The sequence below is a fragment of the Rhizobium sp. BT04 genome (assembly GCF_030053135.1).
Lineage (GTDB): Bacteria > Pseudomonadota > Alphaproteobacteria > Rhizobiales > Rhizobiaceae > Rhizobium > Rhizobium binxianense.
Genome location: NZ_CP125653.1, coordinates 260935 through 278001 on the forward strand (window position 1 = coordinate 260935; position 17067 = coordinate 278001).

Annotated in this window: 14 protein-coding genes; 12 read left to right on the forward strand and 2 right to left on the reverse strand. The window is 62.8% G+C overall.

All coding sequences use genetic code 11. The annotated features are described in order from the left end of the window. Positions 1 to 200 precede the first annotated feature (200 nt). Positions 201 to 1805 carry an RNA repair transcriptional activator RtcR gene (rtcR, locus tag QMO82_RS32435; protein ID WP_183608773.1) on the reverse strand — a complete coding sequence of 535 codons (1605 nt, stop codon included), beginning with the start codon at positions 1803 to 1805 and terminating at the stop codon, positions 201 to 203. Between the two features lie 210 nt (positions 1806 to 2015). Between rtcR and QMO82_RS32440 the strand changes: the two genes are divergently transcribed. Then, the gene (locus QMO82_RS32440) at positions 2016 to 3572 is read left to right on the forward strand and encodes an RNA-binding protein (RefSeq protein WP_183609058.1); all 1557 of its coding nucleotides are present in this window, start codon (positions 2016 to 2018) and stop codon (positions 3570 to 3572) included. Between the two features lie 785 nt (positions 3573 to 4357). Next, positions 4358 to 5764 (forward strand): RtcB family protein, encoded by a 1407-nt coding sequence (locus QMO82_RS32445; protein ID WP_183608774.1) that lies wholly within the window; start codon positions 4358 to 4360, stop codon positions 5762 to 5764. Positions 5765 to 5838: 74 nt separating this feature from the next. Here QMO82_RS32445 and QMO82_RS32450 read toward each other — a convergent pair whose 3' ends face one another. Further along, positions 5839 to 7158, reverse strand: coding sequence for a CpaF family protein (locus QMO82_RS32450; RefSeq protein ID WP_246718344.1), 1320 nt, complete (start codon positions 7156 to 7158; stop codon positions 5839 to 5841). 469 nt (positions 7159 to 7627) lie between these two features. Here QMO82_RS32450 and QMO82_RS32455 point away from each other — a divergent pair, with 469 nt between their 5' ends. Genes QMO82_RS32455 through QMO82_RS32500 form a run of 10 tightly spaced genes read left to right on the forward strand, consistent with a single transcriptional unit; the run spans position 7628 to position 17066 of the window. Next, positions 7628 to 7831 (forward strand): hypothetical protein, encoded by a 204-nt coding sequence (locus QMO82_RS32455; RefSeq protein WP_018246152.1) that lies wholly within the window; start codon positions 7628 to 7630, stop codon positions 7829 to 7831. A 12-nt stretch (positions 7832 to 7843) separates the two neighbouring features. Beyond that, complete coding sequence (locus tag QMO82_RS32460) at positions 7844 to 8407, forward strand: prepilin peptidase (RefSeq protein ID WP_097616635.1); 564 nt, start codon at positions 7844 to 7846, stop codon at positions 8405 to 8407. Between the two features lie 5 nt (positions 8408 to 8412). Then, the gene (locus QMO82_RS32465) at positions 8413 to 9210 is read left to right on the forward strand and encodes a TadE/TadG family type IV pilus assembly protein (RefSeq protein WP_183608775.1); all 798 of its coding nucleotides are present in this window, start codon (positions 8413 to 8415) and stop codon (positions 9208 to 9210) included. Beyond that, the gene (locus QMO82_RS32470) at positions 9207 to 10847 is read left to right on the forward strand and encodes a TadE/TadG family type IV pilus assembly protein (protein ID WP_183608776.1); all 1641 of its coding nucleotides are present in this window, start codon (positions 9207 to 9209) and stop codon (positions 10845 to 10847) included. The genes QMO82_RS32465 and QMO82_RS32470 overlap by 4 nt, the downstream gene beginning before the upstream one ends. Beyond that, positions 10819 to 11499: a TadE/TadG family type IV pilus assembly protein gene (locus tag QMO82_RS32475; RefSeq protein ID WP_183608777.1), complete on the forward strand. Its 681-nt coding sequence runs from the start codon at positions 10819 to 10821 to the stop codon at positions 11497 to 11499. The genes QMO82_RS32470 and QMO82_RS32475 overlap by 29 nt, the downstream gene beginning before the upstream one ends. Before the next feature lies 1 nt (position 11500). Beyond that, positions 11501 to 12439 (forward strand): hypothetical protein, encoded by a 939-nt coding sequence (locus tag QMO82_RS32480; RefSeq protein WP_183608778.1) that lies wholly within the window; start codon positions 11501 to 11503, stop codon positions 12437 to 12439. Continuing rightward, positions 12436 to 13371, forward strand: coding sequence for a Flp pilus assembly protein CpaB (locus QMO82_RS32485; protein ID WP_183608779.1), 936 nt, complete (start codon positions 12436 to 12438; stop codon positions 13369 to 13371). Before QMO82_RS32480 ends, QMO82_RS32485 begins: the two co-directional genes overlap by 4 nt. Before the next feature lie 20 nt (positions 13372 to 13391). Further along, positions 13392 to 15290 carry an ATPase, T2SS/T4P/T4SS family gene (locus QMO82_RS32490; RefSeq protein WP_283196658.1) on the forward strand — a complete coding sequence of 633 codons (1899 nt, stop codon included), beginning with the start codon at positions 13392 to 13394 and terminating at the stop codon, positions 15288 to 15290. 10 nt (positions 15291 to 15300) lie between these two features. Beyond that, on the forward strand, positions 15301 to 16164 hold the full coding sequence (locus QMO82_RS32495) for a type II secretion system F family protein (RefSeq protein ID WP_183608781.1): 864 nt from the start codon (positions 15301 to 15303) through the stop codon (positions 16162 to 16164). Continuing rightward, a complete protein-coding gene (locus QMO82_RS32500; RefSeq protein ID WP_183608782.1) occupies positions 16161 to 17066 on the forward strand; it encodes a type II secretion system F family protein in 906 nt (301 codons plus the stop codon). Before QMO82_RS32495 ends, QMO82_RS32500 begins: the two co-directional genes overlap by 4 nt. Position 17067: the final 1 nt, after the last annotated feature.

Here is a 17067-nt window from a genome sequence, read left to right on the forward strand (position 1 = left end):
GAAGTTCCAACAGCCGGGCTCAGCAACGTCTGCTGATAGTTCTCAAGCCATCGCCCGCGCGGCGGCTTCAGCCCGCGGCCATTCTGGGTGCTCCGCGCCCCACGCAAGGGCAAAGGAGATGTCTTCGCCGTCCCGGCAACGGCCAATGGTTGTCCATGACCGAAAGAGATGATTGGCGTTCATCCCAGCATAAGCCCTTATCAGGGTCTCTTGACGTCCTCGAATCTGAGGCTGAAACGCGCGAGATATTTGCTCAGGCGATCGGCGTCGTTGCTGCTCTTTTTCTCCAATCGCGATATCGCGAACAAGGCTCTGCCCGCCGCGCTTGCCGTGGCATGTTGACGACAGGTTTGAAGAACAGCGGCAAGCTGTGCTGCGTCGAAGCGATCGAGGCGAGCGGCGGTTTCCGTACCCAGCACGTCTTCAAGGATCAGATCCACCCCGCCGTCGTCGCTTGAGCTGCGCCAAAACGCATTCAGCCGTCGGACTTCATCGTCAACGACGTCGGTCGTGATGCGCCCATGCGGCGCGAGGGTCGCCATGCGGGTTACCGAAGCCGACAGGTCGCGAAAATTGGCGCTCCAGACGGCCTGCGGGCCAGTTGCGAACGTGAGATAGCGTTGGCGTGCTTCCTTGTTGAAGGTGACATTTTCGCCTTCTCGTTCCAGATAACGCCTCAGCTCGAAGTCGAGATTGGGCTCTATGTCTTCCTTGCGTTCCCGCAGGGCGGGCAGTTGGAAGGTCCAGAGGTTCAGGCGGGCATAGAGATCTTCGCGAAACCTTCCCTTTCGGACATCCTCGCCGAGATCGCGATTGGTGCCGGCCAGCAGCTGAAACTCCGCCGACACTTCCCGATCGGCGCCCACGGGCAGGAACTTCTTTTCCTCGATCGCGCGCAGGCACATGGCCTGTTCGTCGAGGCCGAGTTCGCCGATCTCGTCGAGGAACAGCACGCCCTTGTTGGCGGATTTGAGCAAACCGGCACGCTCGCCGGCGGCGCCGGTAAACGCTCCCTTCACATGGCCGAACAGGGTGGACATGGCCTGGTCGCCGCGCAGCGTCGCGCAGTTGACCTCGATGAAGGGGCCACTGACCTTGCGCTGGCTCTTCTTCAACTCGTAGATCCGGCGGGCAAGTTGCGACTTGCCGGCGCCGGTCGGGCCGGTCAGGAGAACGGGCGCCGTCGAGCGGATCACCACCCTTTCGATCTCGTCGATCATTCTGTTGAAGGCGGCGTTGCGGGTCGAAATTCCCGATTTCAGGAAAGAGGCGGCGTCTTCCCGCTCGGAAGCGAAGCGCTTGGCGATCTCGTCATAGCGGGAAAGGTCGAGGTCGATGATCCGATGTGTGCCGGCGAAATCCTGCTCCGGTTCCCGCTCGCGCGGCGGCGAGAGCTGCAGCAGCTGGCCGGGAATGATGCGGGCTTCGGTCAGCAGGAACCAGCAGATCTGGGCCACATGGGTGCCGGTGGTGATGTTGACGAGATAGTCTTCCGTGTCGGGGTCGAAGTTGTAATTGCGGGCAAAGTCCCTGAGGCTCGTATAGACCTCGGAAAAATCCCAGGGGTCCCGGAAGTTGATGACGTTGCTCCGCACCTCCGTCGCCGGCGCCACGGTTTCGATGTCGGCAACGATACGGTGACAGAGAGCTTGCGAGCGGTTGTCGTGGATCAGTTCCAGCCGGTCGATGAACAGGCCCGGCTGCTGGCAAAGCGCGACACTGGGCCGCCAGCGACTCCAGCGGTTTTCCCATTTCCCTGCATCCAGGGTGGTTCCCAATATGCTGATGGCGACGCGGCGCTTCATGTCTTATCCAGAACTATAAAGTGATATAATATGCGATAATATAATCTGGATACGGATTTTCGCAATTCATGATTGCGTTCGATGTGGCGTAAAAATTTCTCCTTTTAAAACAAGCAGATGAACGAAAGTTTCGTGTATGCCTCGCTCTTTTCTCCAAACTGGCACGCGTCTTGAAATGTATCTGGCATGAACCCAACAAGAGGTGCCGTCATGGTCAACAAGGCGATCTTCAAAACCTATCTCGGGAAACTGCTTCCGGGAACGGATACAAAAAATCATGAAGCGGCTCCGGCCTACCAGCTGACGCCGCGCGAGGCGCTGGCGCAATATGCTGTGACCGGCACCTTCAACGGCACCTTCTATGCGGATGGGGCCGAGCAGCTCGACGCGGTAAAGACGCTTGCCCTTCAGGTCGAGCCAGAATTTCTCGCCAAGGTGGCTGTTTACGCCGCTGAGAAGGGGCAGATGAAGGACATGCCGGTGACGTTGCTCGCCATGCTCTCCAGCCTTCAGAGCGACGCCTTCGCCCGTGCATTCCCGCGGGTGGTGAAGAGCGGCAAGATGCTGCGCGGCTTCGTGCAGGTCATGCGCTCCGGCGCCACGGGTCGGAAGTCCCTCGGCACACGTCCGAAGAAGGTGGTGCAGGCGTGGCTCGAACGGGCGAGCACCGAGCAGATCCTGCGTGCGATGGTCGGAAACGATCCTTCGCTCGCCGACGTCATCCGCATGGTGCATCCGAAGCCGGCGACGGAGGAGCGCAAGGCGCTTTATGCCCGGGCGATCGGCAAGCCGCACGACTACGCGGCACTGCCTGAGCTCGTCAAGGCACTGGAAGCGTTCCGACGCGACCAGACGGCGCCGGTGCCTGATGTTCCGTTCCAGATGCTGACCTCGCTGCCGCTGACGCGGGAGCATTGGGTCGAAATCGCCCGCAAGGGCGGCTGGCAGATGGTGCGGCAGAACCTCAACACCTTTGCACGCAACGGCGTGTTCGAGGTCGAGGGTTTTGCCGAGGCGCTGGCGGCGCGGCTTGCCGATCCGGAGGAAATCCGCAAGGCAAAGGTCTTCCCCTATCAGCTGATGATGGCGTGGAAGATGGTCGACGGCCAGGTTCCGGATGTCGTGCGGGATGCGCTTCAGGAGGCGATGGATATCGCCATCGCCAACGTGCCGTCCCTGACGGGCAATGTGGTGCTGTGCCCCGACGTGTCGGGTTCCATGGGTTCGCCCGTGACCGGCTACCGCAAGGGCGCGACGTCCTCGGTTCGCTGCATCGATGTCGCCGGTCTGATGACCGCGGCGTTCCTGCAGCGCAACCCGAAGGCGCGGGTGCTGCCGTTCGAGAATGACGTGGTGCATGTCAGCCTCAACAAGCGGGGTTCGGTGATGACCAATGCCGGTAAGCTGGCGAAAATCGGCGGCGGCGGAACCAACTGCTCCGCACCGCTGAAGAGGCTGGCAAACGAGAAGGCCAAGGTCGATCTCGTGGTGTTCATCTCGGACAATGAGTCCTGGGTGGATGCGCGCGGGAGCGGACAGCCGACGGCTGTCATGACCGAATGGGCCAGGATCAAGCGGGTCAACCCGGCTGCAAAGCTGGTCTGCCTCGACATCCAGCCCCATGCCACGACCGAGGCGCCGACGCGGGAAGACGTGCTCAATATCGGCGGCTTCTCGGATGCCGTCTACGGAGTGATCACGGCTTTCGCGGCCAATAGCAACGGAGCGGATGGCTGGGTGAAAGCCATCGAGGCGATCGCGCTCTGACGGGCTCACAGGAAGCAATACCCTCGCGCCGCCGTGACCGGCGCGGGGAACCGTGACGAATGCCGGATGAAACTACAGATCGTTAAATCTCCAGGTCGCGGGTTCGAATCCCGTCGGGCCTCCAATTCATGGACCCGTAGCTCAGCGGATAGAGCAGGATGTTTCACCACACCTCGTCGTCACGGACGAATCGAATGACATGGCGAATGCATGGGGAACTACATGGCCGCGGCAGGTTCGAATCCTGCAGGGGATTGTACATCCCTCTGGTAGCGGGAAGTTTCTTGGTCACTTGTCGCCATAATGGGAATTGCAGTGGCGAATGCCGGACGGAACTACAGCCGCCAACGTTGGATGGTCTGGCAGGTTCGACTCCTCCTGGGCATACGCTCTCTGGCACGAGCGGGGCCATCCGGTTTCGTCCATCCTCGTCGCCGCTGCAACTTCCTGCCATGCAGGAACGAACTACCCCGGCGAATGCCGGCAGGACTACAGGGATAGAGCGGCTCGCTGGATTTCCGGCAGGCAGGTCGGGTGTTCAAATCATCCCGCGCTTCCGAAGGGAGCGCGTAGCTCAGTAAATTGTCCTGCCACATCTCGTCGCCGGGGTGATGAAGAAAGGCCCTGGGCGAATGCCACCGGTGACTACAGGGGCCGCATCGCGCCATGATCATGGAATGCGTGCGGCGAGAGAGATCTCCGGCAATGCTCGTCGCCCAGGTGGTGTGAAGAGAAGCAACGGAACAAGAAGGACTGCAGACGCAGAAAAGACAATGATAGCGGTAATGAGCGGACAGGATTTGATCGATGCCGGCATGAGCCAGGGGAAGTGGTTTCGCCCGGCTCTCGACGCGGCCAACGCGGTTTTGAGCAAGGGTGGTTCGGTGGCGGATGCGCTGGAAGCGGCAAAAGCCTTCCAGCCCGGGCCGACGCTTGCCTTGAGGGCCGATAACGATATCGAGATCTATTCCAATATCCGTGCCGAGAACGCCTTTGAGCAGGACAATGTCGAGAAGGTCAATGCGACGATGCGGGCGCTGGTGCGCACACCCGTCGTCCGTTCCGCGGCGATCATGCCGGACGCTTGCCCGGCTGGTCCGGTGGGAACGATCCCGGTCGGCGGTGTGGTTGCGTCCGAAGCGATCCATCCCGGCATGCATTCGGCCGATATCTGCTGCTCCATGGCGATCTCGATCTTTCCTGGCACAGACCCGAAGTCGCTTCTGGATGCCGTGCATGCCGTGACGCATTTCGGTCCCGGCGGTCGTCCGCGCGGCGCCCAGCTGAAGCCTTCCGAGGCGACGCTTTCGGCCTTCGAGCAGAATCCTTATCTGCGCGACGGCGTGCTGAGCGCCGGCATCGAGCATTTCGCCACCCAGGGCGACGGCAATCATTTCGCCTATGTCGGGACGATGAAGTCGACCGGCGAAACCGCGCTTGTGACCCATCATGGATCGCGGGCACCGGGAGCGCGGCTCTACGACAGAGGCATGAAGGTCGCCAACCGGTTTCGAGAACGCATCTCGCCCGAGACGCATCGGGAAAATGCCTGGATTCCGGCGGATACCAAGGAAGGTGACCTTTACTGGTCGGCGCTGCAGACGATCCGCCAGTGGACCAGGGAAAACCACTATGTCCTTCACGACATGGCGGCGGAAAGGCTCTCGGCCAAGGTCGCGGACCGCTTCTGGAACGAGCATAATTTCGTCTTCCGGAAGTCGGACGGGCTGTTCTACCACGGAAAGGGTGCGACCCCTGCCTTCGACAACTGGGCGCATGACGCGACCGATCTGACCATCATTCCGCTCAATATGGCGGAACCGATCCTGATCGTTCGCGGCTCGAACGCTGCCCATGGCCTCGGCTTCTCGCCGCATGGCGCCGGCCGTAACTTTTCGCGCAGCGCACATATGAGGCAGCTGTCTGCGGAATATGGGGCGGATTCGCGCGGTCTGAGCCCGAACAACATCGCGGCTATTCTGGAGAAGGAAACAAGCGGTCTCGACGCGCGGTTCTTCTCCGGTTTCGCCGATGTGTCGGAATTGCCGAGTGCCTACAAGAACGCTGCGAACGTGCGGGCGCAGATCGAGCACTACGGCCTCGCCGATATGGTCGACGAGGTGATCCCCTACGGGAGCATCATGGCCGGCGACTGGCAGAAGAACGCGCCTTGGCGCAACAAGCGCCGGTAAACACCAGGGAAGGCAACCAGGTTTGCCTTCCCTTCCCTCGAATGCATCATGCAGTTGGCGTCCGCCAATAGATTTCAAGCCGTTGCCCGCACCGCGGCTTCGGCCTTCATCCACTCCGATCGCTCCGCGCCTTGCAGCTCTTCGATCGCGTCGGTGGCGAAGCTCGGGACGACGCCGGTCCACAGCAATGCGCCATCGGAATTGGAATGGCCGTCGCCCTCGAGCTTGTAGATGCTTTCGACGATATACTGGCCGTCATTGTTGAGGCCCTTGATCTCGGAAATCTCGATCACCCGGCGTCTGCCGGTGCGCTTGAAGCGGGCGATCTGCACGACGACGTCGACCGCCGAGGCGATCTGGGCGCGCAGCGGCCGCAGCGGCATATCGATGTCGGACATCAGCGCTAAGGTTTCCAGCCGGTGCAGCGCGTCATAGGGCGTGTTCGCATGCACCGTCGAAAGGCTGCCGCTGTGGCCCGAGGTCATCGCCTGGATCATATCGAGCGCCTCGCCGCCGCGGCATTCGCCGACGATGATGCGGTCGGGCCGCATGCGCAGCGATGAGCGGAACAGGTCGCGGATGCTGGCGCCGCCGCGGCCGAAACGGTCGGGCTTCGTCACTTCGAGATAGACGACGTGCTCCTTGCGGATCTGCAGTTCCGACGTGTCCTCGATGACGATGATGCGCTCGTGGTCGGCAAAGGCTTCCGACAGCGCGTTTAGCATCGTCGTCTTGCCGGTGCCGGTGCCGCCGGAGATGATGACGTTCTTCTGTAGCCCGACGGCCGCCTGCAGCAGCGACAGCGACTCCTCGGTCAGGCTGCCCTGGGTGACGAGATCGCGGATGCTGCGATGTTCCTTCAGAAAGCGGCGAATGGAAATGCAGAGCCCGGTGCGGGCGGCCGGCGGCTGGATCATCTGCACGCGCGACCCGTCCGGCAGGCGGGCCTCGACGCTCGGCTCCTCCGGCGTCAGCCGCTTGCCGGAGAATTGCGCGATGCTGCGCGCGGCCGATTCCAGATCCTCGCGGCTGGCAAAACGCGTATCGGCGCGTTCGAGCTTGCCGCGCCTTTCGACGAAGATGTCGGATGTGCCGTTGATCAGGATTTCGGAAACGCTCGGATCCTCGAGGAGAAAGCGGATCGGCCCGAGCAACTTGTCCAGCGCTCGGGTCAGGACCTGGAAGGTTGCCTGTTCGGCAGCGTCGTCGGAAACGGCCTTCATCAGAGCGGCATCCCCACCAGAACCGTGCTCATGCCGAACAGTGTCGCCATCATCTGAACGGCGGTCGGAAAGAACATCATCAGTGGAATGAGGACCAATCCAAGTATCAAGATGCTGCTCATCGTTTCCATCGTTTTCTCTCCGGATCGACTGGCGGACCATGCCCGCCATTTGAGGAAAGCTTAATCCAGATCCTCAAATAACGCCATGGTTGGGCTCCGCGAAGGCAGCCTTTGTGCGCGCGGCGCGCCATTTCTTCTATCGCTTTGAAAGAATTGACCAATTATGGAGCAGTAGACGAAGCCGCACAAGGCCGCCCAAAACTTCGTTTCCGCCGGTAAAACTGCAGCCGGTTCAAACGGTTAGTTAAGAATATCCGGCGTCAACTGCGATTCTGCCAGCGATGCCTCCAAGACAATTGGAACCCTTCGTTTCGTTTGCTTGACGGAGGGCTGGCCTTGGGCGCACTCTTGGGTCTTAATGGTGTTGCTCAACAAGCGTTGGCCGCCGGGGAAGATAAGCTGAAGCAGAAAATATCATTGGAACGAGCAACGTGCTGGTTCGGATCGATAGCGTATGCTTGCTTCATCTTCACGAAGGTCTTCGATCCGAAACAAACCTAGGAACGAGGAATACGCAGATGTTTGGAAAACTCAAGACTCTCGCAATTGCACTTCACAAGGACGAACGCGGCGACATGGCCCAGATCGTCCTGGCCGTCGCGCTGATCGTCATTCCGCTGATGCTGCTCCTGCTCGCATTCGGCAAACAGATCGGCGAATGGTTCAACGAAAAGAACACGGCGCTCTCGGATGCCGAGAGAATTCCCGAGCCGGGTCAATAAGTGGACGGGATCATGGATACCACCTATGATCTGACCCTGATGCCTGCAGCGGCGGCGCTTGCCGTCGCCTGCACCATGACCGCGGCGGTGCTCGATCACCGCCATGGTCACATCCCGAACGCCGTGACCTATCCCTGCCTGCTTACCGGCTTCATGCTGGCAGCCGTCAGCGGCGGTCTGGCGGGGATCGGCCTTGCCTTTGCCGGCCTGCTTGCTTCAGGCCTGATCTTCATCATCGCCTTCGCAGCCGGAAGCTGCGGCGGCGGCGACGTCAAGCTGATGGCGGCGCTCGGCGCCATTCTCGGCCTGTGGCCCGCCATCGACGTCACCCTTGCATCGCTGATGGTCGGCGGCGTGATCGCCGTTTTCTCCATGGCGCGGCGTGTTCAGTGGAGCGTGCTGGCCCGAACGGTCGGACTGTTCGCGCTGCTCCTGCCCGCCGGTTTCCGCGATGCCGCTTCGGTGCTGAAGCCGCGCGAAACCCATCATACCGTCCGCTTCGGCGTTGCCGCTGCGCTCGGACTTCTCTGGTGCCTTTTCATGCCTGATTTCACCCCTCTTTCACTCGTGAGGTAACGGCAATGCGCGCGGAACTCGAACGCCCCCTCTTCGACGGTGCCTTCTGGAGTTCGATCCTGCACTCGCGGACCTTCTGGATCCCCGAGGATCACGGCGCGCTCTTCGGCACCTTCGCGATCGCCATGATGCTGCTTGCCTCGATGCTGCTGCTGCCGCGACTTTCCGCCCGCCGGCGTCGGATATCGGAGCTGCACGGCGATACATCCGGCAGCACGACGATGATGGATTTCGTGCTCGTCACCCCGGTCTTCGTCTTCTTCATGTTCGTGGTCTTCCAGTTCACCATCCTAGCCAAGAACCACCTCTTCACCCATTATGCCGCCTATGCGGCGGCGCGCAGCGCCCGCGTCTATTTCTGCCCGGCCCTGCCGATCACCATCCGGAGCCTAATCGACGCCAAGACCTGCGATGACGATGCCGCTGCCGGCAAGGCCGATCTTGCCGCCCGCCTGGCGCTGATCCCGGCCGCACCCTACGACCAGCTGAAATGCGTCGGCGCCTGCCAGCCACCGGAAGAGGCGCTGAAGAGCCTTGCCGATGCCTCGGGCCTTTCGAAGAACTGGCGCGCGATGCACAACCAGGCCCGCTACATGTTCGATCCGCAGAACGTCACCGTCACCGTCGATCGCGCGCCGATGGCGCTCTATGCCGCCATCAACCGTTCGCCGCACGTGCCGGTTACCGCCAAGGTGGAAGCGCGCTTCCTGCTGCTCGAATATGCCGGCTGGGTCTTTGCCCGCGGCCAGCGGAAGGACGGCCGTTACTACACGATCTCGACGGCGGAGGTGAACCTGCTATGACACCGACCCTCATCAAACGTCTGCACCGCGACGAACGCGGCTTCCTCTCGCCGATCATCCTCTACATGACGATCGCGCTGGCATTGATGATCGTCTGGATCCTGAATACCGGCCAGATGATCTACGACAAGCAGCGCACGCAGGATACCGCCGACGCCGCCGCTCTCGTCCATGCCGACTGGGAAGCCCGCTATCTCAACATCATGGCGATGAACAACGTCGCTTCCTCGCAAGCAACCGTCGTCATGGCGACGTCGGTCGCCTACCAGCTTACGACAGCGGAATTGGCCCTGCGCTCGGGTGTCATTCTGGCGAAACTCGCCGAATATTCCTTCACGGAAGGCTTCGGCCCGGCATCGCTGCTGCCGCCGATGCCGCCCATGCCCTATTGCCCCGGCTGGCAAAAGGTCCCGATCGTCGGCGGCATCATCTACGGCGCTTGCCTGGCGTTCCAGGGATTCCGGGCGACGGAGGCCACCAAGGCGATTGCCTATACGGTGGCGGCGCAAGTCAAATACGATCCCTGGGGTCTCATCAACAAATCAAGCGACATCATCGATGCGATGAACGACCTCAACGATTACCTCGTCGAGAGCTTCCCGCAGCGGGTCGGCAACGAGGCCCTGCATCTGGTGCGCCTGAACAAGTCGGATCATGTCGTCTTCCATCCGCCGTGCGAGTCCTGCAACGACGCCGGAGAGGGTGCGGGCGGCAACCTGCCGGTCGATCGCGACGGCATCAATCCAGCCGCTGCCTATGCCGAAATGTGCCTTGCCATGGCCAATGGCACCCAGGGACAGGATCCGCTGCTCATGCGCGGCGAGTTCGCCAACCGCGGCTTCCCCAACGGCAAGGGTCCGCTGACGGCCGGCGGCGTCGACGGCAGCCATATCCGCGACTGGGTCAACCACGAGAGCGGCATCGACGATCAGCTGGTGGAGTTCTACATCTTCTATGAAGCCTTCGGCCCGGCCTATCTGAGCAAGATCCCGTTCAAGGCGATCATCGAGCAATATGCCGATCTCAGCTGGTGGCAGGAACTTCTGCTCGATGGCAGCTTCTTTGTCGCGGAGGAATTCTTCGGCATCGAATTCGGCATCGTAAACCCCTTCCAGCTGCCGATCGACGTGCCACCGCGCTATTCCGACAAGCAGACAAAAGACGAGAACGATTTCACCCGCAAGTTCGACATGATCTGGAACCAGGTCTGCGGCCCGGCGGGCGGCGCGATCTCGGTGGCGGGTGCTAGCCTGCCTGTGGTCTCCTTCCCCAAGCCTTACTGGCTGAAGGGACGCGTCCCGTTCAACTTCACGCCCTTCGGCGGCGAGCAACTCGACGACTATCAGACCCTGGCGATCGTTTCGCGCGCGCCCCGTGCCCGGCTGCAGATCCGCATCTTCAAGGACAAGACACCGTCCGCCTATGCGTTCGCACAGAGCTGGGTCCACAATTACACGGCCTTCGATCTCTACACCCAGGACTGGCTCGCATCGCTCGCCCCGGCCACGCTCGCCGACGATATCGGCGCGGTTTCGAACACCATCAAGCAGAGCCCGGCCGCCGACAGTTATACCGGCCTGACCCGTGTCTTCGACCAGGGAGGAGCCAATGCCTGGGCTGCCGTCAACACACACTGAGCATGCAGGCGGCGCGCCGGCCGGCGGCCTGATGATGCGGCTGCACCGCGACAGGCGCGGGCTTGCCTCGATCGAATTCGTGCTCGCGGCGCCGGTCATCCTGCTGATCGTGATTTTCGTCATCCATGCGAACAGGATTTCCACCAAGAAGGTCGGCACCATGCTCGCGATGCGCAACGCTGCCTTCGCCGAGGCGAACGGGCTGGACTGCACCTCCGACTTCTCCAACGTCTTCCCGATCCCGGCTCTGCCGGCGCTGCCCGGACGCGACGCCATGAGCTGCTCGCGCACGCCGTCGCATGAAGGCGGCGGTGAACCTCAGCGTAGCTTTGTCTGGGACGACGTGCAGAACACCCTGAAGAGCGACGGCCGCGACTTCGGCGATATGGTCGGCGACCTCGCCGATGAGAAGCCGCAGCTGGTCACGGCGACCGCCGACCGCGTCTACAAGTTCAGGGATTCCGACGATCTCGACACGATCAGGAGCCTGCGCTGGAAGGATGCGTTTACGGTGGACGACGCAACGCTGTTTGCCTCGCACAACAACGAGACCACGCGCCGCGGCTACGATCCGACGGTGCGCCGGGAAATCCGCGATGTCGCCGACGATTCCGGCGATCTCTTCGACGGCGTCTTTCCGGGAGCGAAATAAGATGGGACAGGGCGCGCGCATCTCCTTCCGTTTTGCCGGCCATCTCATTGGCCATCTCACTGGTTGGGCGCTCGTCATCGGGCTCGCCATCGCCGTGGCAACACCGGGCCATGCGGAGGTCTACAAGGATTTCCGGGCGACGTTGAATTCGATGCTGGCCGGCATCCTCGGCGCGCCGGAGCGCGCGCCGCGCGATCTCGTCATCAACGGCCAGCCGCTGGAGTTCACGCCCTACCAGAGCGATCGGAGCATTTCCGATATCACCGACGAATGGCTGCGGGTGCTGGCCGTCAATACAAGGCCTGCCCTTCCCAAGAGCAATGACAGGCAAGAGCTGACCGCCGTCATCGCCGCCAATATGCTGATCGTCCCAAAGGTAAGCCGCATCCGCGACGACCTCGCCGTGGTCGTCCGCTTCTTCGACGGCGACGGCGAGGCCGCCCTCGATTATCTCAGACGGCAGGACCCGGCAAATCCGTCGGCAAGAGCGCCGATCCCCGGCGTTTCGATCATGATCCGCCGCCCCGCCGATGCGCCGACGACAGAGGTGCTGATGAGCCGCTTCGACGATGTCGCCTCGACGCTGCCGGCCTTCGCGGCGCCTGCCGATGTCAGCAAGCTGCCGATGTCGCTGCGTCCGCCGGCCGGGGTCGAGGTGCTGAGCGATATCGGCGATCGCGACAAGGGCCACACCTCGCGCACGGTGGTGTCGAAAGGCACGCTCACCGCCGCGCGCTGGTCGGATCAGCGCGCCGATCTGCTTGCCCGCGACGGCTTCAGCATCGAGACGCCGGCGGCTCAGCGCGGCGGGGTCACCGCGCTTTACGGCCGGCGCGGCAGCGTCGAGGCCAATGTTCTCTATACCCGCAGCAAGGCCGACGGCAGGACCGTCGAGGTCATTCAAATCCGGCAACCCTTCGTCGAAGGAATAACACCATGAACTGGAAGCTCATTGCGGCCGTCATCGTCGGGCTCATCACCGGCGTTCTGCTCTACTTCTGGACCGAGAGCGTCAAGAACGAGCAGGTGGCTTACGCCTTCATGCGGCTCCAGCCCGACCGGAAGGTGACGCGCGGACAGGCGATCACGCCCGATATGCTCGCCGAACCGGTGATGCTGCCGGAAAGCTTCGGGGCGCTCGCCAAGCTCGCGGTTCCCGCTGCCAGCGCCTATCAGGAATGGCTGAAGGACCGGACGGCCGCCGCCGACATTCCGGCGGGCTCGGTGCTGCTCTTCCAGTATTTCGATGACAATGACGGCGGGCGTCTGACGACGATGATCGCGCCCGGCAAGCGGGCGCTCACCCTGCCCGTCAACGCCGCTGCGGCCGTCGGCCACTTCGTCGAGCCCGGCAGCTATGTCGATATCCTCGGCACGGTCGACGAACCGGTCGAGCCGGTGGCGCCGGCCGCGGTGGCGCAGCCGGGAGCGCCGGGCCAACCTGCCGTTCCGGGCCAGCAGCCTGCCGCGACCGGACAGCCGCCGGCTCCGGCCCAGCCGCCATCGCCGGTCGAGCAGATGCTGAAGAACTATCTCACCCAATATCCCGGCGCCGACGAGAATGACGTCAACGCCTACCGCAAACAGGCGCAGGATTATAAACTCGGCATCAGCTCGCGCACTCGCGTCGTCACCCGCACCTTCCTGCAGAATGTCAAAGTGCTGGCCGTCGGCGCGGCGACGACGGCGGAGGGTGCCGTCACCAAGGCCAACAGCACTTACAACAACGTGACCGTCGAAGTGACGCCGGCGGAAGCCGAAATGCTGATTTTCGCCCTCGGCCAGTCGAACGGCAGCCTCAACCTCGTGCTGCGCAATCCGGCCGACAATACCGTCGAGGACCTGCCGAGCATCAACTGGACGCGCATGTGACCGTCGCGGGGGAATGAGCCATGCTGTTGAAGATTTCCTATGAGGACGGCAGCGGGCGGGAGGTGATCCCGCTTTCTTGGAACGAGACCTATTTCGTCGGCGAGAGCAGCACGTTGACGCTGCCGGCCGGCGCGGGTGTCGTTCGGCTGCGCGGCAGCCACGTCTCTTCGCCGCAATTTGTGTTGCGGAAATCGGGCCAGGGCTGGTCGGTGCAGCATCATGGGCGCAACCCGACGCGGGTCGACGACCAGCCGCTGCGGGCCGGGACGCCGGTGGCGGTGTCGGCCGGCATGTCGATCTGGGTGCCGAACGTCACGATCGAACTGGTCGAGCCGGCCGCGGCCGCCGAAGCGGTGACGCAGTTTCCGGACCAGGAGCGGGTGCTGGCGCTGCAGATGGAGATCCATGAGCGATTGCTAAAGGACACCCAATATGACCGGCTGGTGAAGTCCTCCGATTTCGGCCGCGAGGAGACGCGGGGCCGGATCCGCGAGCGGCTCGACATGTTCATCAAGGAGGCGCTCGACGGCGCGCCGCAGGATCTGGTCATCCTCGTCATCAAGAACGCCGTCTATCGCTGGCTGGCAAAACGTATCGCCCGGACGGGACGGCGCGACGCCTCGTCGAATGCCGCAAGTCTGCTCCGCGAGGAGCAGGACAACCGCCGCCTGTTCGACGTCGGCAAGGCGCTGATCTCGGCCCTGCAGCTGAAGCTGAATTTCGAATCCACCCGCGCCGACTTCGCCCAGCTCGACAGCCGTTTCAGCGCCGCCTTCCAGGCCCGGCAGGCGCTTTTCAATGCCGGCGACCGCTATGAGATCGCCCATATGCATCTGCGCTCCAATATCGAGGAGCTGATGTATCGCTGGGGGACGATCTCGGAGCTGATGGATCTCGACGTGATCTCGGAAATCATGGTGACGCGGTATGACGAGATCTACGTCGAAAAATTCGGCCTGCTGGAGCGCTATCCCTTCGCCTTTGCCAACGAGCGGCAGCTGATGAAGGTGATCGAGCGCATCGCCGTCGATTCCAACCGCTCGATCAACGAGAGCGAGGCGATGGCCGATTTCCGCATGCCGGACGGTTCGCGCGTCAACGCCGTCATTCCGCCGCTGGCGGTCAAGGGCGCCTGCCTCACCATCCGCAAGTTCGGCGGCAAGTCGCGGCTCGACATCAGCAAGCTGGTGACCGCAGGTGCGCTGAGCGAGCCGATGCGCGCCTTCCTCGAGGCGGCGGTCCGCGCCCGCAAGAATATCGTCGTCTCAGGCGGCACAGGCTCCGGCAAGACGACGCTCTTGAACAGCCTGTCGCAGTTCATCCCGGTCGGCGAGCGTGTCGTTGCCGTCGAAGACACGTCCGAGCTGCAGCTCGACGGCATCCATGTGGTCTACCTGCAATCGCGGCCGAAGACGGCGGAATCCGAGACCAGCGTCACCATCCGCGACCTCGTGCGCAACGCCCTGCGCATGCGCCCCGACCGCATCATCGTCGGCGAGTGCCGCGGTGCGGAGGCGATCGACATGCTGCAGGCGATGAATACCGGCCATGCCGGCTCGATGACGACGGCGCATGCCAACACGCCGCAGGACATGATGACCCGCCTGGAGGTGATGGTGCTGCAGGGCCAGAGCTCGCTGCCGGTCATGGCGATCCGCCAGCAGATCGTCGCCGCCGTCGAACTCGTCGTGCAGCTCAACCGCCTGGCGAACGGCCGCCGCGCCGTCACCGAGATCTCCGAGGTGATCGGCATCGATCCGGATACCGGCTTGATCATCGTCGAGCCGATCTTCAATCTCGTCGGCCGCGCCGGCGGCCAGGCGGTGCATGCCTTCACCGGCTACCTGCCGAGCTTCGTCGCCGAACTCGTCGAGTTCAACGACGACGGCGAAATCGAAAAACTGGACATGTTCGTTTGAGGGGGAAGCGATGAATATCAGCATTCTGCAGATCTTTACGGTCGCCCTCGGCGCTATAACCGCGGGACTGCTCGTCTGGGGCGCGCCGGTGCGCTGGCCGGCGCCGCTGCTGCGCGCCACCGAACGTGACATCGCGCTCGCCAGCGAGGCAGCGCAGGTCTTCGGGCGCGATGCGGTTCCGCCCTATACGATGATCCTCGCTTATATCATCACGGCGATCGTCGTCTTCGTGGTGGTCTCGCTGATCTTCGGGCCGATCTTCGGCATCGTCGTCGCTATCCCGGTCGCCATCTTCCTGCCCAAGGGCGTGATCCGCTATTTTCTGCAGCGGCGCTGGCTGCAGATCGAATCGCAGCTTCCCTACGCCGTCGACCAGATCGTCTCGGCGGTGCGCACCGGCAAGCCGCTTGCCATCGCTGTCAATGCGGTGGCCGATACCGGCCAGATGCCGGCCTCGCGCGAGTTCGAGCGCATCGCCCGGGAACAGAAGCTCGGCATCGGCCTGGTCGAGGCGCTCGACCGCCACGGCCGCAACGTGCCGAGCCTGCATTTCAAGATGGTCGATGCGGCGCTTGGTCTCTTTGCCCGCCAGGGCGGCGACATTTCCGAGCCGCTGACGGAAATGTCGAAATCCTTCAAGGAAATCTGGAAGCTCGACCAGAAGATCACCACCTCGTCATCGCAGGCGCGCATGAATTTCCGCGTCGTCAATGGCGGCGCGCTGTTCATGATCCTGATGATCTTCTTCGGCCAGCCGGAGCTGATCGACAAGGTGTTCGGCAACGCCATCGGCATCGTCATCGCCATCGTCGGCGCCATTCTCTATGCCACCGGTTTCTTCTGGATGCGCTCGATGATGAAGGTGTCGGTATGATGGCGCATATCCCCCTCGCCCCGATCGCCGTGGTTTTTGCCGGCATCACCGCGGCGCTGTTCGTCTGGTGGATCGGCGATCTGCTCGGCAGCATCCAGGTGGTGCGGCGGTCGGCGGGCGGCGACGGCCCGCCGCCGAATATCGTCGACAGCATCGGCATGCGCACGCCGGTTGAATTCGTGCTGACGCATTTCGAGCCGCTGCTGGCCGATTACGGCGCGCAGCTGGAGCAGAAGCTGATCTATGGCGGCCGGCCCTTCGGCGGCGTCACCGGGCGGGAATATATCGCCCTTCTCGTGGTCTTGAGCCTGTTCGGCTTCGTCGTGCTCGGCCTGCTGTTCGGCATTGCCAGCGGCAGCGTGATCGGCGGGCTGGTGGCCGGGCTGATCCTCGGCCTGATCCCGGCCATCTATTTCTGGGTCGTCGCCGACGACAAGATGCAGGACCGCAAGGAGCGCATCTCGCGCGAATTTCCCTATTTCCTCGACCTCGTCGTCATGACGCAGCAGGCGCAGGCGACCCTGCCGGAAAGCCTGCGGCTCTATGCCGAGGCCGCACCCGGCACCGTCATGAGCGAGGAGATCGACCAGACGCTGAAGGACGTGGCGCTCGGCACCGGCATGGTCGAGGCGCTGCAGCGGCTGGAGCGCCGCATGACCGCCGAGGAGGTGGTGCGCGTTATCCGCGCGGTGATCCAGGGCGAAGTCGAGGGCAGCAACCGCGTCGAGCTGCTGCGCGAACATGCGCGCGACCTGCGTTTTCGCCGCTGGGAAAAGGCCGACAGGGCCAGTGAAAAGCTGAAGGCCAAGATCGTCATGCCGGCGATGATGATCGTCGTGTCGATCCTGCTTCTGGTGCTGGCGCCGGCAATCGTCGAGATGATGTCGAGTGGGATGTTCTGAT

Coding starts and splice junctions, on each gene's coding strand:
- rtcR (WP_183608773.1), bottom strand. CDS start 1,805: ATGAAGCGCCGCGTCGCCATCAGCATATTGGGAACCACCCTGGATGCA.
- QMO82_RS32440 (WP_183609058.1), top strand. CDS start 2,016: ATGGTCAACAAGGCGATCTTCAAAACCTATCTCGGGAAACTGCTTCCG.
- QMO82_RS32445 (WP_183608774.1), top strand. CDS start 4,358: ATGAGCGGACAGGATTTGATCGATGCCGGCATGAGCCAGGGGAAGTGG.
- QMO82_RS32450 (WP_246718344.1), bottom strand. CDS start 7,158: ATGGCGGGCATGGTCCGCCAGTCGATCCGGAGAGAAAACGATGGAAAC.
- QMO82_RS32455 (WP_018246152.1), top strand. CDS start 7,628: ATGTTTGGAAAACTCAAGACTCTCGCAATTGCACTTCACAAGGACGAA.
- QMO82_RS32460 (WP_097616635.1), top strand. CDS start 7,844: ATGGATACCACCTATGATCTGACCCTGATGCCTGCAGCGGCGGCGCTT.
- QMO82_RS32465 (WP_183608775.1), top strand. CDS start 8,413: ATGCGCGCGGAACTCGAACGCCCCCTCTTCGACGGTGCCTTCTGGAGT.
- QMO82_RS32470 (WP_183608776.1), top strand. CDS start 9,207: ATGACACCGACCCTCATCAAACGTCTGCACCGCGACGAACGCGGCTTC.
- QMO82_RS32475 (WP_183608777.1), top strand. CDS start 10,819: ATGCCTGGGCTGCCGTCAACACACACTGAGCATGCAGGCGGCGCGCCG.
- QMO82_RS32480 (WP_183608778.1), top strand. CDS start 11,501: ATGGGACAGGGCGCGCGCATCTCCTTCCGTTTTGCCGGCCATCTCATT.
- QMO82_RS32485 (WP_183608779.1), top strand. CDS start 12,436: ATGAACTGGAAGCTCATTGCGGCCGTCATCGTCGGGCTCATCACCGGC.
- QMO82_RS32490 (WP_283196658.1), top strand. CDS start 13,392: ATGCTGTTGAAGATTTCCTATGAGGACGGCAGCGGGCGGGAGGTGATC.
- QMO82_RS32495 (WP_183608781.1), top strand. CDS start 15,301: ATGAATATCAGCATTCTGCAGATCTTTACGGTCGCCCTCGGCGCTATA.
- QMO82_RS32500 (WP_183608782.1), top strand. CDS start 16,161: ATGATGGCGCATATCCCCCTCGCCCCGATCGCCGTGGTTTTTGCCGGC.